Below are 21007 nucleotides of genomic sequence, written 5' to 3' on the forward strand. Positions count from 1 at the left end.
GGCGCACTTGCGCGCCCAGGGATGACGACGCTGACGTCACCGTCGCCTCACCTCACCCTTTTGGAGACCTCCGTGCTCGGCAAACTCCTGTTCCGATATCTGAAGACGTATCGCTGGCTGCTCCTCGGCGTCCTCGTCTTCCAGTTCGCGTCGGCGATGGCGTCGCTCTACCTGCCTCGCCTCAACGCGAACATCATCGACCAAGGCGTCGCCAAGGGCGACACCGCCTATATCTGGTCGACGGGCACGGTCATGCTCGCGATCTCGCTGGCCCAGATCGTGACCTCCATCATCGCCACCTACTTCGCGGCCCGCGCGGCGATGGCGATGGGGCGCGACATCCGCCGCGATGTGTATGGGAAGGTGAGCGGCTTCTCGGAGCGCGAGGTCTCGAAGTTCGGGTCTGGTTCGCTCATCACCCGCAACACCAATGACGTGCAGCAGGTGCAGATGCTCGCGATGATGGGCGCGACGATGCTCGTCACGGCGCCGCTCCTGGCCATCGGCGGCGTGATCATGGCGCTCCAGCAGGACGTCGAGCTGAGCTGGCTGATCGCGGTCGCGGTTCCGGCCCTGTTGCTGCTGGCCGGCATCGTCATCAGCCGGATGGTCCCGCTCTTCCGCATGTTCCAGACGAAGCTGGACGCCGTCAACCGCATCATGCGCGAGCAGCTCACCGGCGTGCGGGTCGTCCGCGCGTTCGTACGCGAAGACATCGAAGAGGAGCGCTTCCGCGGCGCGAGCACCGACATCATGGTGGTCGGCCGCAAGGTCGGGTCGCTGTTCGTGCTGCTGTTCCCGCTCGCGATGCTCGTGCTCAACGTCACGGTCGTCGGCGTGATCTGGTTCGGCGGCATCCAGGTGAATGCCGGCACGATCGAGATCGGGACGCTGTTCGCATTCATGCAGTACGTGGGTCAGATCCTGATGGGCGTGCTCATGGCCAGCTTCATGACGATCATGATCCCCCGCGCCGCCGTCTCGGCCGAGCGCGTGAGCGAGGTGCTCGCCAGCGAGTCCACTCTCACTCGGGCGGAGAACGCCGTGAGCGACTTCCCCGAGCCGGGGTCGCTGAGCTTCGACAGCGTGCAGTTCACCTACCCGGGTGCGGAATCCCCGGTCCTGCAGGGCATCAGCTTCACGGCCCGTCGCGGCGAGACCGTGGCCATCGTCGGATCGACCGGATCGGGCAAGACGACCCTCGTGTCGCTCATCCCGCGCCTGTTCGATGTGACCGGCGGCGCGGTGCGCATCGGCGGAGTCGACGTGCGGGATGCCGACCTCGACCAGCTGTGGAAGGGCATCGGGCTCGTGCCGCAGCGTCCGTTCCTGTTCACGGGAACGGTCGCATCGAACCTGCGCTTCGGGCGCGAAGAGGCGACCGACGACGACCTGTGGCGGGCCCTGGAGATCGCGCAGGGGCACGACTTCGTGGCAGAGATGGACGGGCAGCTGGGTGCGCGCATCGCGCAGGGCGGCACCAATGTCTCGGGTGGCCAGCGGCAGCGGCTCGCGATCGCGCGTGCGATCGTGCATCAGCCCGACATCCTCGTCTTCGACGACTCGTTCTCGGCACTGGACCTGACCACCGATGCGAGGCTGCGGCAGGCGCTGTGGCGTGAGCTTCCCGACGTCACGAAGATCGTCGTCGCCCAGCGGGTGTCGACGATCACGGATGCCGATCGGATCGTCGTGCTCGAGGACGGGCAGATGGTCGGCGTCGGCACGCACGAGGAGCTGCTCGAGACCAGCGTCACCTACCGCGAGATCGTCGAGTCGCAGCTGGGGGTGGAGGCATGAGCGCCCCCGACATCCTCACCGAGGAAGAGCGCCTCGAGCTCGAGCTCGCCGAGCAGGCGCGACTGACCTCGGGCGACTGGGACAGCGTCAAGCCCGGTAAGGCGACCGATTTCACCAAGAGCTTCCTGCGCCTGATCGGCCTGCTGAGGCCTCATGCCCTCGGGTTCATCTTCGTCTCGATCCTGGGTTCCGTAGGCGTGCTGCTCGCGGTGATCGCGCCGAAGGTGCTGGGCCAGGCGACCAACATCATCTTCGAGGGCTTCGCGTCCAATGCGCTCGCCGCGCAGTTCCCGGCGGGCACGTCTCAGGCGACGGTCGTCAAGGCCCTCGACGCCGCCGGGCAGACCGATCTCGCCAACATGATCGGCGCCATGGGCGACTTCGTCGTCGGAGCGGGGGTCGACTTCGACCAGCTGCGGATGGTGATCGTCGCCGTGCTCGCGATCTACGTCGTGTCGTCGCTGCTCAACTGGGTGCAGGGCTATGTGATCAACGTCATCATGGTCCGCACGATGTGGCGCCTGCGCGAGTCGGTCGAGGCCAAGATCAACCGCCTGCCGCTCTCGTATTTCGACAGGGTGCAGCGCGGCGAGCTCATCTCGCGGGTGACCAACGACATCGACAACATCACCCAGACGATGCAGCAGTCGCTGTCCACGGTGGTGACGTCGGTGCTGACGGTGGTCGGCGTGCTCATCATGATGTTCTCGATCTCATGGCAGCTGTCGATCGTCGCACTGGTGTCGCTGCCGCTCATGGCCGTGATCTTCGGCGTCATCGGTCCCCGCTCGCAGAAGGCCTTCGGCATCCAGTGGCGCAAGGTCGGCCGCCTGAACGCGCGTGTCGAGGAGTCGTTCTCGGGTCACGCCCTCGTCAAGGTGTTCGGTCGCGAGGCCGATTCGGCCGCCAAGTTCCAGATCGAGAACGAGGAGCTGTACGAGGCGAGCTTCAAGGCGCAGTTCCTCTCGGGCATGATCATGCCGGGCATGATGTTCATCGGGAACCTGACCTATGTCGGCATCGCGGTGCTCGGCGGGCTCATGGTCGCGAACGGCCAGCTGCGCCTCGGCGATGTGCAGGCGTTCATCCAGTACTCGCAGCAGTTCACCCAGCCGCTGTCGGAGCTCGGCGGCATGGCGGCGGTCGTGCAATCGGGCACGGCGTCGGCCGAGCGCGTCTTCGAGCTGCTGGATGCCGAGGAGCAGCACCCCGATTCGCCCGATGCTCCGAAGCCGGTCGACGGCGAGGGCGTCATCGAGTTCGAGAGCGTCCGCTTCTCGTACACCCCCGAGCGCCCGCTGATCACCGACCTGTCGTTCCGCGTGGAGCCGGGTCAGACCGTCGCCATCGTGGGGCCGACGGGTGCGGGCAAGACGACGCTCGTGAACCTCATCATGCGGTTCTACGAACTCGACGGCGGCCGCATCCTGCTCGATGGCCAGGACATCGCCGAGCTCACGCGCGATGACGTCCGCTCCCGCACCGGCATGGTGCTGCAGGATCCGTGGCTGTTCGCGGGCACGATCCGCGACAACATCCGGTACGGACGTGAGTCGGCCACCGACGATGAGATCGTGGCGGCGGCGAAGGCCACGCGCGTCGACAGGTTCGTGCATTCTCTGCCCGACGGCTACGACACGGTCCTCGACGAGGATGCGTCGAACGTCTCTGCGGGTGAGAAGCAGCTCATCACGATCGCGCGAGCCTTCGTGGCGCAGCCGTCGGTGCTGATCCTCGATGAGGCGACGTCCTCGGTCGACACCCGCACCGAGCTGCTGCTGCAGCACGCGATGGCGGCACTGCGCGAAGGACGCACGTCGTTCGTGATCGCGCACCGCCTGTCGACGATCCGGGATGCCGACCTCATCCTCGTCATGGAGCACGGCGACATCGTCGAGAAGGGCTCGCACGACGAGCTCATCGCGGCGCGCGGCGCGTACTGGCGGCTCTACCAGTCGCAGTTCGAGCAGGCCGCCACCGACCTGGACGCCGAGGCGGCGCTTCTCGAGACCGGCGCCGTGCCCGTGGGCAGCGGGGCGGATCAGCCGCAGGACGCCTAGCCTGGCCGGCGCTGCCGGGGGCCCCGCCGGCGCGGGAACCTGGCCGTCGCTGCCGGGGGCCCCGCCGGCGCGGGAACCCGGCCGGCGCTGCCGGGAGCCCCGCCGGCGCGGGAACCCGGCCGGCGCGGGGCCTGGTGAGCAGTCGAGAGCACTGCCGGCGCGGGAACCCCGTCGGCGCTGAGAAACCACTTCGGCGGTGAGAAACCACTTCGGGGCTGACAAACCATGCAGGATGTGGTGTCTCATCGCAGGAGTGGTTTATCGAACGACGTCACGCCCGGAGCGGTCGGCGCTGGGGTCGGGCCGCTCGCCAGGCTCGGCACATGACAGCTCCGGCCGCGCCCGTCGCATCACCGCGGCGGGCCCGGTGACTGCTGCCGACCTTCGCGGGATATCGGCGCGCGTGGCTCGCGCCCGACATCGTCGGCGGTATCTCGGCAGGCGCGGTCGTGGTGCCTCAGGCCATGGCCTACGCGACCATCGCGAACCTGCCGGTGCAGGTCGGCCTCTACACCTGCATCGTGCCGATGCTCGTCCGCGACTGAATCGCGGACGTCGAGTTCGATTTTTCCCTGGAATTCACGCGCCATCCTGCATCACCCTTCGAACGTCGAACCGTCAGACGTCCCGGACGCAGCGGAACCCGATGTGCGACATGCCGGTGTCCTCGGCCTGCGGCGACCGCGCGGCGGGCCGGAACCGCAGGCAGTAGTCCGGCGAGCACAGGTGCGATCCGCCCTTGAGCACTCGGCGCGGAATGGTCGGGAACCCCTCCTGCGCGCTCGCGGTGGCGAGCAGGTTGTCGCGCCTGCCGGCGTCGACCGGCCGGTCCGAGAGCCGCAGATGTCGCGGCGTGTAATAGTCGGTGGTCCACTCCCAGACATTCCCGGTCATGTCGTAGAGCCCGTACCCGTTGGGCGGGTACGAACCGACCGGAGCCGTCCCCCCGACCCCCCGGTTCTCGTAGGGGAAGCGGCCGAGCCACGAGTTGGCCTGCGGCACCCCGCCGGGATACGTGTCGTCACCCCACGCGAACCGCGCGCCGTCCACGCCGCCGCGAGCCGCATACTCGTGCTCTGCCTCGGTCGGCAGGCGCTTTCCCGCCCAGGCTGCGTAAGCCCGCGCGTCCTCGAACGAGACGTGGACGACGGGATGCCGCATCCGCTCGTCGATCGACGAGCCAGGTCCCTCGGGCGCTCGCCAATGGGCCCCGGGCTCCCAGCGCCACCACTGGCGCCAGTCCCGCAGATCGACCGGCCCGGTCGTCGGAGTGAACACCATGGCGCCCGGGACGAGGTCGGCCGGATCGGCGTCCGGCATCGTCGTGGGATCGATGTCGCGCTCGGCGACTGTGACGTACCCCGTGTCCGTGACGAACGCCGCGAAGTCCTCGTTCGTGACCTCGTAGCGATCGATCTCGAAGGCGCCGACCGACCTCTCGTGCACCGGGCGCTCGTCGGGATAGAACTCGTCCGAGCCCATCTGGAACGTGCCGCCCGCGATGCGAACCATGTCGTCGGCCATGCACCTACGCTATCCGCGCGGCTCCCGCTCGTTGAGCGAGGAGCGCAGCGACGAGGCGAAACGCGCCGGGCCTATCGGCAGGGTGTGGCGCGTTTCGTCTCGCTTCGCTCGCTCAACGACCCTGGACGGAACCACGGCGGTTGAGCGAGGAGCAGAACGCGGGCCGGGTCAGCTCAGCAGCTTCGCCTTGGCCAGCGCGAACTCGTCGGAGGTCAGCACGCCGGCCTCATGCAGGGCCGCCAGCTTCTGCAGCTCGGCGACGACATCCGTCCCTGCTGGTGCGGGCGGCGGAGCAGCCGCGGCCTGCTGCGCTTGGGCGTTCGCGACGGCCTGCGCCGCCGCGGCGTTCATCGCGGCCTGCTGCTGGGATGCCTCGTACTGCTGGGCGTTGTACTCCTGCTCGGCCTTGTTCTGCTGGTGGCCTCTCACCGCGCCGCTCACCGCGGTCGCGGTGCCCGCCACGACGGCGGTGCGCGCCGCAAGGCCGACGAGCCCGGGGCGTCCCATTCTGCGCATCATGAGCTTCTCCTCTCACTCCTGCTCCGCGGCGAGCGCGAGCACTTCGTTGACGATGGGGGCGGGGATGCGCTCGCTGCGCAGGATGACGCTTCCCGAGGCGGCGAAGCGCTCCGCGAGGCGGCGCGCCCAGACCAGTTCGAGAGCGACCAGCGCCGCGGACGATCCCGGCTCGATCTGCTGGGCGAGCTCGTCGATGTCTTCGTCGCCCGCGAGCCCCACCTCGGCGAGTTCCACCCCGCCGAATCCGTACTCTTCGGTCTGGTCCTCGATCTCGGTGACGGTGACCTCGCCGTCCTCGGACTTCGACACGATCGTGAAATCGAGCAGCCGCACGATGCCAGCCTGGATCAGATCGACGATCGCCTCGATCACCGACGGGTCTGGCCGGTCGCCCTCGAATCCGATGAGGTGGAGCTCAACAGGTCCGTACTCGAATTCCGCCACGATCTTCCCTTCCTCGAGGACGCGGCGCTCGACGCGTCAGAAGCCGGCGATCCCCTTGCCGATCAGCGAGACGCCGATCACCAGCAGCAGCACAGCCATGATGACGGCATTCTCGCGCGCAAGCCAGACCCTGAGCGCGTGGAGGGGGGCGCGCAGCCGGTCGGCGGCGAGCTGGTAGCCCAGCACGGGAATGAGGACGGTGGATGCCGCGATCACGGCGTAGATCACGATGACCCCACGCCGACGCGCCCACCCTCAGCTCGGCGTCGCCGATCCCCGTGCCGGCCGCGGCCGCCGTGAGGATGGCGGCGATGATCGGGATCGGGCTGATCGCGACTCCCAGGGCGAAGGGGAGGATCTCGCCGATGACCGCACCGATGCGCCGCTCCCGTCAGTTGCTGCCCTTCGTGACGTCGATCGGGCCGGTGTCGAGGCTGTCCTCGGGCCGCATCCTGCCGGACAGCCGCTGCCAGAGCTTCTCACGCCAGCCGACGTGCGGCGTCAGCGCCTCGATCGCCGCGCGGTTCGTCGCGTAGACGTGTCGTTCCCGATGATGCCGAAATGCTCGAGGCGCGGACGCGCGCCCGACCGCACGCGGCTGAAGGCCAGCGTGATCGACTGGCTGTCGAGCCACTCGCGCAGGGCCGTGAACGACTCGGATGCCGTCACGTCGATGTCGGTGACGGCTTCCATGTCGATGACCATGTGGTGGACGGCATCCGCGCCACCGGCCGACGTGACCGCGGACTTGACCGCCGTCGCGAACACGTCGCCGTTGGCGAAGAAGAGCGGTGGCGCCGGAATCGATCTTGACCCCGAGCATCTTCGCGATCTGCGAGACCAGGTCACGCCCGCGAGGAGCTCGCGGCCGAGGTTCTTGCGCGTGAGCCCGGCGAGTGGTCGTTGCACGTGAGCCTCCGGGGGTATGGCTCGAGGCTAGCGCGACGATCAGGCGGGATCGATCCTCAGGAATTCCGCGGCCTCGCCGATCGCGAGATCCTCCACGATCCGAAGGGTGCGAGCCAGGTGGTCGACCGCGCCGATGACGATCCCGAAGCGCTCGCGATCGGCGCAGACGGCGGTGACCGTGACGAAGTGGGTGCCGGTGTCCCACGTGTAGGTGGCGAATGGAGGCGTCCGGGTGTCCGAGGGCAGCGGCATCGCGAGCTTCTCGCCTACCCCGAGGTGCACGTTGCGGAAGGCCTCGGTGTCGTCGTACTCCATCGGCATCATGGCCCGGGCCGTGCGCAGCTGGGGCGTGGCCTCCTGAACCTGAGCCATGACGACGAGCAGATCAGGGTTCGCCTTCCACACCCACACCAGCACGCGCCCTCCGGCGCGCTTCATGAGGAGCGGCGCAGCCTGGCTCACCCCCCAGGCCAGGATGCTGCTGCCCGGGCGCTCGGTCTGGCCCATCGCACGATTCGCCTGGGTCAGCAGCATCCGGATCGCCGCCTTGCGGTGGCGGCGACCCGCGAAGCCGAGCGAGTCGGTGACGGGCACCCACAGGGTCGGATCGGCATCGGCCTGCAGTCGCATTGTTCCAGCGTACGGCCGGGTCCGTTCTCGGGTGCGGGCGACCCCCTCGGGTACAGTGGAAGCCGCGCGCCCACCACCCCACCACCCCGCCGGCCGCGCCCCTCCGCCGCACAGACAGGCCATCCCCTCCCCGTGACCGATCCCGCGACGCCCGACGACACGCACGCCGACGGCGCGCCTCGACGTCCGCTGACGATCGTCATCGGGGCCGACACGTTCTCGCCTCACGTCAACGGCGCCGCGCGCTTCGCCGAGCGCCTCGCCGCCGGCCTCGTCGCACGGGGCCACGAGGTGCACGTCATGGCGCCGGGCAAGACCCACGCCCCGCACGGCACGTTCACCGAGGTCATCGAGGGCCAGGAGATGATCGTCCACCGGATCCCGTCCCACCGGTACTGGCCGCACGACTGGCTCACGTTCGTGTTCCCCTGGATGACGAAGCACTACTCGCGCCGAGTGCTGAACGACGTGAAACCGGATGTGGTGCACATCCAGTCGCACATCAATCTCGGTCGAGGTCTCTCGCGCGAGGCGCGCAAGCGCGGCATCCCGATCGTGGCGACGAACCACGTGATGGCGGAGAACATCCTCGACTTCACGACGCTGCCGCCCCTCCTCGACAAGGTGGTGGTGAAGCTCGCGTGGGATGACGCGAAGCGCACGTTCGACATGACCCGTGCAGTGACCACCCCCACCCGCAAGGCCGCGGACTTCCTCGAATCGACGATCGACATCAAGGACGTCATCCCGATCAGCTGCGGCATCGAAGCGAGCAACTACAGGCCCGACTACACCCCGCGCGAGGCGAATCGCCTCGTGTTCGTCGGCCGGCTCACCACCGAGAAGCAGATCGACGTTGTACTGCGGGCGATGACGAAGCTCGATCCGAGCCTGGACGTGACGTTCGACATCGTCGGGAACGGCGACCAGCGGCGCAACCTCGAGCAGCTGATCAAAGAGCTGGACCTGAGCGACCGTGTCACGTTCCACGGGCTGACCTCGGACGAAGAGCTGCGCGCAACGCTCAGCCGGGCGAGCCTCTTCGTGATCGCCTCGATCGCAGAGCTGCAGTCGATCGCGACCATGGAGGCCATGGCATCCGGCCTGCCGATCGTCGCCGCCGATGCTGTCGCGCTGCCGCATCTCGTTCACGACGGCGAGAACGGCTATCTCTTCACGCCCGGCGATCCCGACGACCTGGCGGCGAAGCTCACCAAGGTGCTCACTCAGACGCCCGAGGAGCGGCTGCGCATGCAGCGGGCATCCCGAGACGGTGTCAAGGTCCACGACATGCAGCGCACCCTCGACACGTTCGAGGCGCTCTACCGCGGCGAACCGATCCCCGAGTAGCGCCGTGCACGTCGTGATGTTCGGCGATCAGCACCTCGAGTCACTCGGCGGCGCGCAGGTCTCGATGCGGCTGCAGCGGCGGTTCCTCGAGAAGGCCGGGCACACTGTCACCGTCGTCGCGCCCGCGATGCACAGGCCGCGCGCGGCTGCTGCGGCGGTCGCCACTCCTCCCGATGCCTCGTACATCGACCTTCCGTCGCTGCCCATCACTCCCGACCGCGAGTACTCGTTCACCTGGCCGGGCGCAAGGACCGATCGGTTCCTCGACGACGCGATGCGAGGCCGGCCCCACGTCGACCTGGTCCACGTGCAGGCGGACTTCTGGGGCGCGATCATCGGGCACCGGTTCGCGAGGCGGCACCAGCTGCCGGTCGTTCACACGATGCACAATCGGGTGGATGTCGGAATCGAGGCGACCACGCCGTTTCCCGGTCTCGTGCTGAGAGTGCTCAACGCATGGCAGCGGCGCGCGCTCGGCGGCTACATCGAGTCGAGACCGCCCGGACGTGACGGGTGGTCGTATCTGCGTCGGTTCGCTTCGCGGTCGGATGCCGTCACCGCTCCGTCATCCCACTTCGCGGACCGGCTCGAGGATCGAGGGGTCGTGCCTCAGGCGGACCCGCACATCGACGTCATCTGGAACGGGATCGACGACGACGTGCTGGACGCTGCGCTGGCATCGGCTCCAGCCACCCGCCCGCCCGGACCGCCCCGATTCGTGTGGATCGGGCGGATGAGCCCCGAGAAGGGACTGCTGCCGTTCCTCGAAGCGCTCGCCGAGGCCGACGTTCGCGCCGAGGTCGAGGTCATCGGCGGGGGCGGCCAGCTGCGCGCAGCACGCAGACTCATCGAGAAGCGCCGGCCGACGGCATCCGTCGTCTTCGCAGGCAGGATGCCGTATGCCGAGACGCTCCGCCGGATTCAGGTGGCCGACGCCGTGGTGCAGACCTCGATCGGATTCGAGACGCAGGGCATGACGATCTTCGAGGCCGCGTCGCTCGGCACCCCGGCGGTGGTCAGCGACCCCGACCTCGCGCGCGAGCTCGGCTCGGGCCGGTGGGATGTCGCCGACGGCTCGGTCGGCGCGCTCGCGGGGGCGCTGCGCCGAGCTGCCGCGGATATCGACGCCGGCACGACGCCCGCGCCCGACCCGACCGTGCGGGAGCGTTTTCGCCAGTCGTCCCGCACGGCCGCGATGATCGAGGTCTACCGGCGGGTCACGGCCTGACGAAACGCGCTGAACCTCGCGTCCCGGATCAGGGGATGCGGGACCAGTCGGTGGGGGTCGGACGGTAGCCGTCGTTGCGGAGGACGGCGATCGTCGAAGCGATCCCGGCGATGGACAGTGCTGCAAGAAGGATCACCATGAACATGGCAGAAACGCTACGCTTGCCCTAGGACTGCCACCAGTGGCAGAATAGCCACACATCGTACGAAAACTGCCACGCTCCGGCTGGCCAGCACAAGGAGATCCCGATGAAGACAGTCGCCGTGATCGTGCAGGACGGCTTCGCGCCGTTCGAGTTCGGCGTCGCCTGCGAGGCGTTCGGCCTCGATCGGTCGGATGACGGCATCCCGAACTTCGACTTCCGCATCGTCACTCCCGAGCCCGGCGTCGTGCAGTCCAAGATCGGCTTCTCGATCAACGTCGAGAACGATCTGTCCTTCGCCTACGAGGCCGATCTCGTCGTCGTCTCCCCCACGCCGCACGAGTACTGGGCCCACACCGACGAGCGCGTCCTCGATGCGGTGCGCGACGCGGTCGCGCGCGAGGCGTGGGTGCTGAGCGTCTGCAGCGGATCGTTCATCCTCGGCGCGGCGGGCGTGCTCGACGGGCGCAGGGCGACCACGCACTGGATGTACGCCGACACCATGGCGCGCATGTACCCCGCGGTCGACGTCGATCCCGACGTGCTGTACGTGCAGGACGGGCGCATCATCACCAGCGCCGGCACCGCGGCCGGGCTCGACGCGTGCCTGCACCTGCTCCGGCAGGAGCTCGGCGCCGAGATGACCAACCGCATCGCGCGGCGCATGGTCGTTCCGCCGCAGCGCGACGGCGGCCAGGCGCAGTTCATCGACAAGCCACTGCCGCAGGTCGCGTCGCTCTCGCTCGCGCCCGTGACCGACTGGATGCTCGGCAACCTGCGCCTCGAGCTCACGGTCGATCAGCTCGCGGCGAAGGCGCACATGTCTCCGCGCACGTTCGCCCGCCGATTCAGGGCCGACCTCGGCGCGACGCCGGCGGCCTGGCTCGCGCGTCAGCGGATCATCCACGCCCAGCGTCTGCTCGAGAAGACCGATCTGGGGCTCGACCGCATCGCCTACGAGAGCGGATTCGGATCCGCGGCGGTGCTGCGCCAGAACTTCGCTCGCGTGCTCGCGACGACCCCGACGGCGTATCGGGCGCGGTTCTGCTGCACGCGGGAGGCCATGGAGGCAGCCGGCGCTGACGCTGCGCTGCTCGAACCCGTCGCCTGACGGCGCTCCCGCCCGCGGCTCACCAGGCGGGGCCGGCGATGGCCTGCGGGTTGCGGCGGACGTACGAGCTCACGAAGAATCCGCGCAGCGGCAGGCAGTCGACGTTGGATCTGATCCCGGTCGATTCGGACGGGTGGGACGTGTCGAGCATCACTGTCACATCGTCGCGATCGGGCTGGTTGGGGTCGTAGACGCGAATGATCGCCGTCCTGCCGCGCTCCGAATAGCCGTAAGCGACCACCTGGTGGCACTTGCCGAGGGCGGCGGGGTCGAGCGAATGCACGGTGACCAAGCCGAGGTTCGCCGGACGCCCCGCATCGATCTCACGAGCGATCTTGGGGATCTGATCGAGGATCGTCCGGCTGGCGATGCCCCGGAAGACGAGAGGCGGGATGCCGGTATCCGCGTCGGGTGTGTTGGCCCAGCTGTAGTACCTGAGCACCCCGTGCGGAAGATCGAAGCTGTCGAGCATCCGCGCGGAGACGTACCGGAACACCGGGTCGTCTTCACCAGGAGGGGTGGTGGCGGCCGGCGGCAGCCGCTGCGCGAGATAGATGTCGGAGGCTGTGAACGCCATCCCCCCGCACAGTCCGTTGCCGGCGTCACCGAAGCGGATCCGGCCGACAGGCGCGACATCGACCACGTAGCCCGGTGCGCCGTGCGGCCAGGCATTGGGGAAGTGCAGTCCCTGGGTCGACGGGAGGAATCGCGGCAAGGTGGGCATCGATGGCTCCTCTCGTGGACCGATGCACCAGAGAGAGGATGTGGCGTCAACGGCTGATACACGGGGGCCGGCTGCGGCATCCATGATTGCCCTTGTACCGCACGTTGGTTAGACTTGAGTCCCGGCGACTCAACTTTCACGTCGGCCGGCTCAGACTTCCAGGAGAACCCATGAACGCCACCCAGAACCCCGGGCAGGAGGATGCGCGCAGCGCCCTCGAGCAGTTCGGGATCAACCTCACCGACCGCGCCAGGCAGGGCAAACTCGATCCCGTCATCGGCCGCGACAGCGAGATCCGCCGCGTCAGCCAGGTGCTGACCCGGCGCACCAAGAACAACCCGGTCCTCATCGGCGAGCCGGGCGTCGGCAAGACCGCCGTCGTCGAGGGACTCGCGCAGCGCATCGTCGCGGGCGACGTCGCCGACTCGCTCAAAGACAAGGAGCTCGTCACCATCGACATCTCCGCCCTCGTCGCGGGCGCGATGTACCGCGGCCAGTTCGAGGAGCGGCTCAAGAGCGTCCTCAAGGAGATCACCGACTCCGACGGCCGCATCATCACGTTCATCGACGAGCTCCACGTGCTGATGGGCGCCGGCGGCGGCGAAGGGTCGGTCGCGGCATCCAACATGCTGAAGCCCATGCTCGCCCGCGGCGAGCTGCGCATGATCGGCGCCACCACCCTCAACGAGTACCGCGAGTTCATCGAGAAGGATGCTGCGCTCGAGCGCCGCTTCCAGCAGGTCTACGTCGGCGAGCCGAGCGTCGAAGACACCGTCGCGATCCTCCGGGGACTCAAGGAGCGATACGAGGCGCACCACAAGGTGGCGATCTCGGATGCCGCCCTCGTCGCCGCGGCATCGCTCAGCCACCGCTACATCCCGAGCCGTCAGCTGCCCGACAAGGCGATCGACCTCATCGACGAGGCCGCGTCGCGGCTGCGCATGGAGATCGACTCGGCCCCCCTCGAGATCGACGAGCTGCGCCGCCATGTCGACCGGCTGAAGCTCGAAGAGCTCGCCCTCAAGCGTGAGAAGGACGATGCGTCCAAGGAGCGCCTGGCACAGCTGCGCGCGACGCTCGCGGCCGAAGAGGCGAATCTCGGAGAGCTCCAGGCGCGCTGGGATCAGGAGCGCGCATCGCTCAACCGCATCGGCGACCTCAAGACCAAGCTCGACGCGGCGCGGATGGAAGCCGAGCGCGCGCAGCGCGAGGGCAACCTCGAGAAGGCGTCTCGACTGCTGTACGCCGAGATCCCGGCCCTCGAGCGGCAGCTCATCGAGGCCGAGCGCGAAGAGCCGACCGGGCCGCGCATGGTCAACGAGCAGGTCACCGACGAGGACATCGCCGCCGTCATCGCGGCGTGGACCGGCATCCCGGTCGGAAGGCTGCTGCAGGGCGAGACCGAGAAGCTCCTGCACCTCGAGACGGAGCTCGGCAAGCGCATCATCGGGCAGAAAGTGGCGGTGAAGGCGGTGTCGGATGCCGTCCGCCGGTCGCGCGCCGGCATCAGCGATCCCGGTCGCCCGACCGGGTCGTTCCTGTTCCTCGGGCCGACCGGCGTGGGCAAGACCGAGCTCGCCAAAGCGCTCGCGGAGTTCCTCTTCGACGACGAGCACGCCATGGTGCGCATCGACATGTCGGAGTACGGCGAGAAGCACTCGGTGTCGCGCCTGGTGGGCGCTCCTCCTGGCTACATCGGCTACGAGCAGGGCGGGCAGCTGACCGAGGCGGTGCGGCGGCGCCCGTACAGCGTGGTGCTCCTCGACGAGGTCGAGAAGGCGCACCCCGAGGTCTTCGATGTCCTCCTGCAGGTGATGGATGACGGCCGCCTCACCGATGGCCAGGGCCGCACGGTCGACTTCAAGAACGTCATCCTGATCCTCACCTCGAACCTCGGCTCACCGATCCTCATCGATCCGACGCTGTCGACGGAGCAGAAGCGCGAACAGGTCCAGGTGCTCGTGCGGCAGGCGTTCAAGCCCGAGTTCATCAACCGGCTCGACGACATCGTGATGTTCGAGGCGCTCACCGAGGACGACCTCGCCCAGATCGTCGAGCTCGCCGTCGACGCGCTCCAGCGCCGCCTGCGAGACCGGCGTCTGACGCTCGCCGTGACGCCCGATGCCCGTGCGTGGCTCGCCGAGCGCGGATACGACCCGGTGTTCGGCGCGCGCCCGCTGCGGCGGCTCATCCAGTCCGAGATCCAGGACCGCCTCGCGATGGCGATACTGTCGGGCGGTGTCAAGGACGGCGATGTGGTGCGGGTGGATGTCGCAGCCGACGGGTCTCAGCTCGTTCTGACGAGCGAGGGACCCGCCGCCGCAGACGAGCCTCCGCTCGACGACGACGAGGTCATCGAGGCCATCCTCGAGGACTGATTCCCGGCTACGCGTCGACCAGGATCGACTCGGCGATCGGGCGGCGCGTGCGCGGCGCGGTCTCGCGGGTCTGCAGCTCCTCCGAGACGGTCCGGATGTCGCCCAGCTCGCCGACGGCCATGATCGTGATCGGGGTGAAGTCATCGTCGAGGCCGAACGCCTCGGAGATCGCGGCGCGGTCGAAGCCGCCCATCTGATGGGTCGACAGGCCATCGGCGTGCGCCTGCACGGTGAAGTGCGCGGCGACCTGGCCGGTGTCGTAGAGGGCCCACGTCATCGGCTGCCCGTCGCGGGTGGTCTCGGCCACGAACACGACCAGTGCCGCGGCATCCCCGGCCCATGCGGAGTTGAAGCCGGCAAGGGTCGCCATGATGGCGGCGTGCGCCTCGCTGCCCCTGCGGGCGACGATCAGCCGCCACGGCTGGGTGTTCGCCCCGGTGGGTGCCCAGCGCGCGGCTTCGAGGGCGCTCGCGAACGCCGTCTCGTCAAGCGGGGCCTCCCGGTCGAAGATGCGGGTGCTCCAGCGCTCGGCGAGGATGTCGAGGATCGGAGAGTCGGTCGGGGCGGTGCGGGCGAGGATTGCGGACATGGCGTCTCCTTCGGTTCGGATCTTTCGAGCGGGACGCCGTCGGCCCATCCCATGCAACCGCATGCACGTGTGAACTGTTCCCAGGTGGGCGCATTCACGTCGGGCGCCGAGCCGAAGCGACCCGCGCCAAACGGCGGACTGCGCCGCTACGGTCGGAGAATGCACCGACCGACGCCCCTCCGCGCGACGGCGCGGGCACTGTGGGGCTCGACGCACCCGGGGCCGACGCTGGTCGTCTCGGCGCTCGCCCTGGTGCTCGGCATCGCGGTGGGGCTCGAACCCTGGCGGCTGGTGCTCCTGACCCTCGCAGTGTTCTGCGGCCAGCTGTCGATCGGGCTCTCGAACGACGCGATCGACGCGCCACGCGATCGCGCCGTCGGGCGCACCGACAAGCCGATCGCGCGAGGCGACCTGAGCGAGCGACTCGCGTGGAGCTGGGCGCTGGGCACGCTGGTGGCTGCACTGCTGCTCTCGGGAGCGCTCGGGTTCGGGATGCTGGCAGCCCACGCACTGTTCCTGGCATCGGCCTGGGCGTACAACGCCGCTCTGAAGTCGACGGTGTTCTCGCTCGTGCCGTTCCTGGTGAGCTTCGGCATCTTCCCGTCGCTGGTCACACTCTCCGCGGCGGACCCGCGCGTGGCGGCGCCGTGGGGCTGGGTCGCAGGCGCCGCGCTCGGGGCCGCCGTGCATCTGACCAACGTGCTGCCGGACCTCGATGACGACCGGCGCACCGGCGTCCGCGGCCTGCCGCACCGTCTCGGACCCCGCGGGTCGGCCGTCGTGGCGGCCGCCGGAATCATCGTCGGGGCCGTGGCCGTGCTGCTCGGCGCCTCCGATGGGGTCGTAGCGGCCATCTCGCTCGCGTCCTGGCTCTTCTTCGCGGCCGTCGTCGTCGTCGCGGTGGCGACGGCGGTGCTGGCGCTGGTTCGCCCGCCCACACGCGCCCTCTTCCGCCTCGTCATGCTGGCCGCGCTGCTGCTGGCCGCGCAGCTCGTCGCGACGGGCGGAGCGGTCGCGGCTTGAGGGAACTCCGTGAGCTCGTTCGCGGGGGCCAGGCGCCCGAGCGCCTGATCACGCGTCGCGGTCGAATCCCATCGCGTAGGCGTGGGCGAGCAGCCGCGCGCCGGGCGGCAGCAGCGCGAGGCGCAGACCGATGCGCCGGACGCGATGCGCGCGCGGCCCGAGCGGTCGCCCGAGCGACGTGTTGAGGGACGCGATCGCGGCTGCAATGCGTGCCGAGGCCACGCGGCGCTGCTCCCACCGGGCCAGTTCGACATCGGGTGGTTCGCCGGTGCGCACCCATCGTGCGAGGAGCGGCGCCAGGGTGACGGCATCCATCAGCCCCAGGTTCATGCCCTGGCCGCCGATGGGACTCACTTCGTGCGCCGTGTCGCCGATCGCGAACAGGCCGCCGCGGCGCAGCGACGGAGCCACCGCGCGTCGCACGGCGAACGGCGTCGCGGACGTGATCTCTGCGGCGGCCACGTGCTCGCCTCGCGAGGTCAACGCGGCGCGCAGGCGCTCGGTGCGGGCGTCGTCGGCCGTGTCGCCCGGCGACACATCCCATGCGACGAAGCGCCGCCGCCCGCCCGGCAGCGGGAAGGACTCCAGGACGCCCGACCGATCGATGTTCACCACGGCGAGGTCCGCGTCACGGCCGGCCGCGACATCCGCCATCAGATAGCGGTCGGCGTAGGGCCGCACACGCAGGCCGCCCGGTCGGTAGACCAGCTCGCGCGCCCGCCAGCCACCGGCGACGACGACGATCGGAGCCGTCAGCGCTTCGTCATCGCCGAGCCGCACCCGGATGCCGTCAGCCCCCGGCGCGACGCTCCTCACCGTCGCCCCCCGCCGGGGCTCGGGGGCATCGACCGCCAGCGCGGTCTCGGTCGCCGCCTGGGGGAGCGCCGCGACGAACGGGAACCGCCGGTGCAGCCGATCGAAGCGGACGGTGCCGAGCGGCCGGCCGTCGGACCGTGCCTCGCCGCGCGACACCCGGACGGCGGACGCGAGCAGCCGCTCGGTGGTGCCGGACGCCTCGAGTGCGGCGAGCACAGGCGCGTGCACCCCGATCGCGCGCGTGCCGTCTCCCGGCTGCGCACGTCGCTCGAGCAGGGCGACCTCGACGTGGGCGCGGGTGAGCTCGGCGGCGAGGAGCGTTCCCACCGGACCGGCGCCCACGACGATGACTTCAGGCACCGGCGCGCCCGACGGCGAGGGTGCGAAACGGCGATGCAGCCTCGACGCGCCAAGGGTCGCCGAGCGCCGCCGCGAGCTCGTCGACCCGGTAGCTGCGGCGGATCGAGCGCAGTCCGTCGGTGCGCAGGAACGTGCCCGGCGCGAACGGGGTGACGCCGACCGTGTAGAGCGCATACGCGAGGCGGCCGCGGCGGATGTCGGAGTGCACCACGATCCCGTCCGACAGCGCGAGCGACTCGTCGGCGAACACCCGCAACTCGACTGCCGAGAGATGGTGGAGCACATGGTTGGACACGACGGCGTCGAAGCGAGCGCCCTCAGCGTGCAGCCCCGCGGCATCCGTGCACCGGAAGACCACACCGGGCGCCGTGCGCTCCTGCGCGACCGCGATCGCGCGAGGGTCGGGATCGGCGCCCACCCATTCCACGTCGAGGCCGTCCCGGGCAGCGAGACCGGCGAGCCGCACCGGCAGGTCCCCGCCCCCGCACCCGAGGTCGAGAACGCGCGCAGGGCGGCCGAGCGACGCGAGATGCGGGCGCAGCCGCGATCGATACACCCCGCCCCAGCCGCTGATCAGCCGATTGACGGTGTCGAACCGGCGGAGCGTCGCCGCGAGCCGCCGCGGGTCGCAGTCGGGATCGTCCATGAGCTCGGCGACTTCGGCGTCGCGGACGCCGAGGTTCACGCCCGGTCCGCCGCGGTCCGCGTGAGCAGAGCGGATTCGACCGTCAGTCCGGGCCCGAACGCGAGGGCGGCGATGAGCGCGCCATCCGGAACCGCCTCGTCGCACAGCAGCTCGCGCAGGATGAACAGGATCGTGGCGCTCGACATGTTGCCCTGCCGGCGAAGGACCGATCGGGATGCCTCGAGCGCATCCGGTTCGAGGCTCAGTCCGCTCTCGACCCGATCGAGCACGCTGCGCCCGCCGGGGTGGACCGCCCACAGGTCGGGAGTGTCGGCCCCGAGGAACGAGCCGACGGCATCCCGGATCTCGCGCCCGATGATGCGCGGCACCTCGGCGGTGAGGATCATGTCGAAGCCGTCGTCGCCGATCGTCCACACCATGTCCGATTCGCCCTGGCTCGTCAGGACGGTTCCGAAACGCTGCAGCTCCAGCCGCGGCCCGGTACCCCGCGATCGCTCGGAGACGATGGCAGCAGCCGCGCCGTCCGCGAAGACCGAGGCGGCGACGATCTGCTGCGGATCCTCCGACGATCGGATGTGCAAGGTGCACAGCTCGGCCGCCGCGACCAGGACCACGGCGTCCGGCTGGGCGGCGCAGATGCGGGCTGCCGCGCGCAGGCCGGGGAGCGCCGCCGCGCAGCCCATGAACCCGATGTGATATCGCTCGACGGTGCCCGGCAGGCCGAGGTCCTTCACCAGCCGGAAGTCGGGACCCGGCGCGAACATCCCCGTGCACGAGACCGTGACGACATGCGTGACCTCGTCGGGTGCGATGCCGCCCTCGACGAGAGCCTGCGCCGCTGCGGCCGCGAACAGCGCCGGGGCGAGCCGGATGTAGGCCGCGTTGCGCGCTCCCGTCGACGCGGCGAGGATCGTGCCCTCGGCGCCCGCGAGCGACATCCCGTGCTCAGCGCCCGGATCCGCCGCGCCTGTCGCGTACGAGACGAGGTCGGCGAGGACGGTGTTGCGGTGGTCGATCGCGGACGCGTCGAACGCGGCGTGGATGAGACGCTGCGTGATGCGGCTGAGACCGGGCTGGCTCGCGAACACGTCGCGCGCGATCGTCTGCGACACGCGTGCCGGGGGCACCGCGGTGCCGATCGACAGGATGCTCGCGGCCATGGTCCACCTTAGGCACGGCTGACGGCATCCGTGGCGCTCACCGGCTCAGGCGATTCTGCGGAATCAGGGCGGATGCCGCCTCGATCGTCCTGATTCGGCAGACTCGCCTGATCGGGCCACCGTCGTCTGACCACCGCGTCCGCACCGGGCTACTCCTCGGAGCGGGCGTGGTCGGCGTGGGCCTCGGGCAGCTCGCGCATCGTCCAGAACGGCCCGATCACCACGAACAGGCAGGACAGCAGCTCGCCGAAGGCGGCGATCCACAGCGTCGGCACGACCCCGATCCAGGTGCCCAGCGCGCCGGCCAGCAGGGCCGAGATCGGCATGACACCCCACACCACGAAGCGCACCGAGGCATTCATGCGACCGAGCAGGCGGGGCGGGGTGATGCGCTGCCGGAACGTCACCTGCGTGATGTTGTAGAGCAGCACGGTGAAGCTCATCAGGAAGAACTGGACCACCAGGAAGGGGAATGCCAGCGCGGGGACCAGCGAGATCGCCGGGAGGAAGAACGGCACGAGGCAGAAGCCGATCGCGCTGATCGGGATCGCCCGGGCCTCGCCGATGCGCGCCACGATCCGCGGGGTCGCGATGGCGCCGAGGAGGCCCCCCACCGCCGAGAGCGAGAAGACGATGCCGAGCATCGCGGGGGTGAGCCCCAGTTCTCGCAGCACGAAGATCGGGAGCAGCGTCATCGCGATGTGCCCGAAGAAGTTCGCGACGCCGGTCGTGCCCACGATCCGCCGCAGCAGCGGGTTGCCGAACACCCACCGCAGGCCCTCGCCGATCTCCTTGAGCAGCGGGGCATGGTCTTCCGGCGCGCGCAGCTTCTCGTGGTCCTTCGTGAACAGCAGCGCGAAGAAGGACGCCACGTACGTGAGAGCGTCGATGAGGATGGCGAACGGGGCCGCGAGGGCGCCGACGAGCCAGCCGCCGGCGGCCGGGCCCGCGAGTCCCGCGAGCTGCTCGGTGGACTGCAGCTTGCCGTTCGCCTCGGCGATCTGGTCGGTGCGAACGAGTGCCGGGATGAAGCTCTGGTTCGACACGTCGAAGAAGACCGTCGCCACGCCCATGATGAGCGCGACCACGTACAGGTGCCAGATCTGCAGAGCCCCGAAGATCGCGAGAGCGGGGAGTGCCGCGAGTGCCACGGCGCGGACCGCATCTGCCCAGATCATGACGTGACGCTTGCGCATGCGGTCGATCCAGGCGCCGGCAGGCAGCCCGACGACGAGGAATGCCGCCATCTCCGCGGCGTTGAGGACGCCGATCTGCCATTCGGACGCGTCGAGGATCAGCACCGCGAGCACGGGGAGGGCGATTCCGGTGATCTGCGAGCCGAACTGGCTGAGGGCCTGACCGCTCCACAGGACGAGGAAGTTCCGATCGCGCCAGAGCGATCCCTTGCGGGCTTGAGTGCCGGCCGCGGTGTCTCCGATCTCGCGATCCGCCTCGGCGGCATCCTCGCTGCGCGAGGGTGAGAGCGGGGAGATCGCTTCCGCGCGCGCCTCGGCGGCCGCGACGTCCTTCAAGGCGGTCTCGATCGCTGCGTCGTCTGATTGAGGCATGCCAATCAGTCTGCAACCCCGATTGA

General features: G+C 69.5%; 21 protein-coding genes. 9 read left to right on the forward strand and 12 right to left on the reverse strand.

The features are described 5' to 3' along the window. Positions 1 to 72: 72 nt before the first annotated feature. The 3 genes from ABD212_RS08945 (at position 73) to ABD212_RS08955 (ending at position 4405) form a co-directional block, all read left to right on the forward strand. Complete coding sequence (locus tag ABD212_RS08945) at positions 73 to 1800, forward strand: ABC transporter ATP-binding protein (RefSeq protein WP_344093541.1); 1728 nt, start codon at positions 73 to 75, stop codon at positions 1798 to 1800. Then, positions 1797 to 3860 (forward strand): ABC transporter ATP-binding protein, encoded by a 2064-nt coding sequence (locus ABD212_RS08950; protein WP_344093543.1) that lies wholly within the window; start codon positions 1797 to 1799, stop codon positions 3858 to 3860. Before ABD212_RS08945 ends, ABD212_RS08950 begins: the two co-directional genes overlap by 4 nt. Positions 3861 to 4279: 419 nt before the next feature. Continuing rightward, positions 4280 to 4405 carry a SulP family inorganic anion transporter gene (locus ABD212_RS08955; RefSeq protein ID WP_344094136.1) on the forward strand — a complete coding sequence of 42 codons (126 nt, stop codon included), beginning with the start codon at positions 4280 to 4282 and terminating at the stop codon, positions 4403 to 4405. 73 nt (positions 4406 to 4478) lie between these two features. Here ABD212_RS08955 and ABD212_RS08960 read toward each other — a convergent pair whose 3' ends face one another. From ABD212_RS08960 to ABD212_RS08975, 4 genes are all read right to left on the reverse strand, one after another. Then, the gene (locus tag ABD212_RS08960) at positions 4479 to 5372 is read right to left on the reverse strand and encodes a formylglycine-generating enzyme family protein (RefSeq protein ID WP_344094138.1); all 894 of its coding nucleotides are present in this window, start codon (positions 5370 to 5372) and stop codon (positions 4479 to 4481) included. Positions 5373 to 5552: 180 nt separating this feature from the next. Beyond that, a complete protein-coding gene (locus ABD212_RS08965; protein WP_344093545.1) occupies positions 5553 to 5903 on the reverse strand; it encodes an SHOCT domain-containing protein in 351 nt (116 codons plus the stop codon). Positions 5904 to 5915: 12 nt separating this feature from the next. Further along, positions 5916 to 6347: a DUF6325 family protein gene (locus ABD212_RS08970; RefSeq protein ID WP_344093548.1), complete on the reverse strand. Its 432-nt coding sequence runs from the start codon at positions 6345 to 6347 to the stop codon at positions 5916 to 5918. Between the two features lie 36 nt (positions 6348 to 6383). Continuing rightward, positions 6384 to 6575 carry a GAP family protein gene (locus ABD212_RS08975; RefSeq protein ID WP_344093550.1) on the reverse strand — a complete coding sequence of 64 codons (192 nt, stop codon included), beginning with the start codon at positions 6573 to 6575 and terminating at the stop codon, positions 6384 to 6386. 137 nt (positions 6576 to 6712) lie between these two features. Here ABD212_RS08975 and ABD212_RS08980 point away from each other — a divergent pair, with 137 nt between their 5' ends. Next, positions 6713 to 6883: a hypothetical protein gene (locus tag ABD212_RS08980; protein WP_344093552.1), complete on the forward strand. Its 171-nt coding sequence runs from the start codon at positions 6713 to 6715 to the stop codon at positions 6881 to 6883. Here the strand turns inward: ABD212_RS08980 and ABD212_RS08985 are convergent. Then, a complete protein-coding gene (locus tag ABD212_RS08985) occupies positions 6849 to 7256 on the reverse strand; it encodes a sodium-independent anion transporter (protein ID WP_344093555.1) in 408 nt (135 codons plus the stop codon). The two genes, ABD212_RS08980 and ABD212_RS08985, sit on opposite strands and share 35 nt — an antisense overlap. Before the next feature lie 39 nt (positions 7257 to 7295). Beyond that, positions 7296 to 7886: a hypothetical protein gene (locus ABD212_RS08990; RefSeq protein ID WP_344093558.1), complete on the reverse strand. Its 591-nt coding sequence runs from the start codon at positions 7884 to 7886 to the stop codon at positions 7296 to 7298. Between the two features lie 132 nt (positions 7887 to 8018). Here ABD212_RS08990 and ABD212_RS08995 point away from each other — a divergent pair, with 132 nt between their 5' ends. The 3 genes from ABD212_RS08995 to ABD212_RS09005 all read left to right on the forward strand — a co-directional run bounded on the left by ABD212_RS08995 (position 8019) and on the right by ABD212_RS09005 (position 11717). Further along, on the forward strand, positions 8019 to 9236 hold the full coding sequence (locus tag ABD212_RS08995) for a glycosyltransferase (RefSeq protein WP_344093560.1): 1218 nt from the start codon (positions 8019 to 8021) through the stop codon (positions 9234 to 9236). 4 nt (positions 9237 to 9240) lie between these two features. Further along, the gene (locus ABD212_RS09000; protein ID WP_344093562.1) at positions 9241 to 10464 is read left to right on the forward strand and encodes a glycosyltransferase; all 1224 of its coding nucleotides are present in this window, start codon (positions 9241 to 9243) and stop codon (positions 10462 to 10464) included. A gap of 248 nt (positions 10465 to 10712) precedes the next feature. Continuing rightward, positions 10713 to 11717, forward strand: a complete 1005-nt coding sequence (locus ABD212_RS09005) for a GlxA family transcriptional regulator (RefSeq protein ID WP_344093566.1) — start codon at positions 10713 to 10715, stop codon at positions 11715 to 11717. Between the two features lie 19 nt (positions 11718 to 11736). On the opposite strand, the gene ABD212_RS09010 is transcribed toward ABD212_RS09005, so the two are convergent. Beyond that, positions 11737 to 12441 carry a hypothetical protein gene (locus ABD212_RS09010; protein WP_344093568.1) on the reverse strand — a complete coding sequence of 235 codons (705 nt, stop codon included), beginning with the start codon at positions 12439 to 12441 and terminating at the stop codon, positions 11737 to 11739. Positions 12442 to 12611: 170 nt separating this feature from the next. On the opposite strand from ABD212_RS09010, the gene ABD212_RS09015 reads away from it, so the two are divergent. After that, positions 12612 to 14819, forward strand: coding sequence for an ATP-dependent Clp protease ATP-binding subunit (locus tag ABD212_RS09015; RefSeq protein ID WP_344093570.1), 2208 nt, complete (start codon positions 12612 to 12614; stop codon positions 14817 to 14819). Positions 14820 to 14826: 7 nt separating this feature from the next. Here ABD212_RS09015 and ABD212_RS09020 read toward each other — a convergent pair whose 3' ends face one another. Further along, positions 14827 to 15408 (reverse strand): nitroreductase family protein, encoded by a 582-nt coding sequence (locus ABD212_RS09020; protein ID WP_344093573.1) that lies wholly within the window; start codon positions 15406 to 15408, stop codon positions 14827 to 14829. Positions 15409 to 15567: 159 nt separating this feature from the next. Here ABD212_RS09020 and ABD212_RS09025 point away from each other — a divergent pair, with 159 nt between their 5' ends. Then, positions 15568 to 16431 carry a UbiA family prenyltransferase gene (locus ABD212_RS09025; RefSeq protein WP_344093574.1) on the forward strand — a complete coding sequence of 288 codons (864 nt, stop codon included), beginning with the start codon at positions 15568 to 15570 and terminating at the stop codon, positions 16429 to 16431. 48 nt (positions 16432 to 16479) lie between these two features. Here the strand turns inward: ABD212_RS09025 and ABD212_RS09030 are convergent, their stop codons facing one another. The 4 genes from ABD212_RS09030 to ABD212_RS09045 all read right to left on the reverse strand — a co-directional run bounded on the left by ABD212_RS09030 (position 16480) and on the right by ABD212_RS09045 (position 20981). After that, positions 16480 to 17607: an FAD-dependent oxidoreductase gene (locus ABD212_RS09030; RefSeq protein ID WP_344093576.1), complete on the reverse strand. Its 1128-nt coding sequence runs from the start codon at positions 17605 to 17607 to the stop codon at positions 16480 to 16482. Further along, positions 17600 to 18292 carry a methyltransferase domain-containing protein gene (locus tag ABD212_RS09035; RefSeq protein WP_344093578.1) on the reverse strand — a complete coding sequence of 231 codons (693 nt, stop codon included), beginning with the start codon at positions 18290 to 18292 and terminating at the stop codon, positions 17600 to 17602. The genes ABD212_RS09030 and ABD212_RS09035 overlap by 8 nt, the downstream gene beginning before the upstream one ends. Beyond that, positions 18289 to 19413, reverse strand: a complete 1125-nt coding sequence (locus tag ABD212_RS09040; protein ID WP_344093580.1) for a type III polyketide synthase — start codon at positions 19411 to 19413, stop codon at positions 18289 to 18291. Before ABD212_RS09040 ends, ABD212_RS09035 begins: the two co-directional genes overlap by 4 nt. Positions 19414 to 19562: 149 nt before the next feature. Beyond that, positions 19563 to 20981 (reverse strand): MFS transporter, encoded by a 1419-nt coding sequence (locus ABD212_RS09045; RefSeq protein ID WP_344093582.1) that lies wholly within the window; start codon positions 20979 to 20981, stop codon positions 19563 to 19565. Positions 20982 to 21007 lie beyond the last annotated feature (26 nt).

The organism is Microbacterium deminutum (genome assembly GCF_039530205.1).
Taxonomy (GTDB): Bacteria; Actinomycetota; Actinomycetes; order Actinomycetales; family Microbacteriaceae; genus Microbacterium; species Microbacterium deminutum.

What these genes read in the sequence shown, in the direction of transcription:
- ABD212_RS08950 (WP_344093543.1), top strand. Translation starts at nt 1,797, where the DNA reads ATGAGCGCCCCCGACATCCTCACCGAGGAAGAGCGCCTCGAGCTCGAG.
- ABD212_RS08960 (WP_344094138.1), bottom strand. Translation starts at nt 5,372, where the DNA reads ATGGTTCGCATCGCGGGCGGCACGTTCCAGATGGGCTCGGACGAGTTC.
- ABD212_RS08965 (WP_344093545.1), bottom strand. Translation starts at nt 5,903, where the DNA reads ATGATGCGCAGAATGGGACGCCCCGGGCTCGTCGGCCTTGCGGCGCGC.
- ABD212_RS08980 (WP_344093552.1), top strand. Translation starts at nt 6,713, where the DNA reads ATGACCGCACCGATGCGCCGCTCCCGTCAGTTGCTGCCCTTCGTGACG.
- ABD212_RS08990 (WP_344093558.1), bottom strand. Translation starts at nt 7,886, where the DNA reads ATGCGACTGCAGGCCGATGCCGATCCGACCCTGTGGGTGCCCGTCACC.
- ABD212_RS09005 (WP_344093566.1), top strand. Translation starts at nt 10,713, where the DNA reads ATGAAGACAGTCGCCGTGATCGTGCAGGACGGCTTCGCGCCGTTCGAG.
- ABD212_RS09010 (WP_344093568.1), bottom strand. Translation starts at nt 12,441, where the DNA reads ATGCCCACCTTGCCGCGATTCCTCCCGTCGACCCAGGGACTGCACTTC.
- ABD212_RS09015 (WP_344093570.1), top strand. Translation starts at nt 12,612, where the DNA reads ATGAACGCCACCCAGAACCCCGGGCAGGAGGATGCGCGCAGCGCCCTC.
- ABD212_RS09020 (WP_344093573.1), bottom strand. Translation starts at nt 15,408, where the DNA reads ATGTCCGCAATCCTCGCCCGCACCGCCCCGACCGACTCTCCGATCCTC.
- ABD212_RS09025 (WP_344093574.1), top strand. Translation starts at nt 15,568, where the DNA reads ATGCACCGACCGACGCCCCTCCGCGCGACGGCGCGGGCACTGTGGGGC.
- ABD212_RS09040 (WP_344093580.1), bottom strand. Translation starts at nt 19,413, where the DNA reads ATGGCCGCGAGCATCCTGTCGATCGGCACCGCGGTGCCCCCGGCACGC.
- ABD212_RS09045 (WP_344093582.1), bottom strand. Translation starts at nt 20,981, where the DNA reads ATGCCTCAATCAGACGACGCAGCGATCGAGACCGCCTTGAAGGACGTC.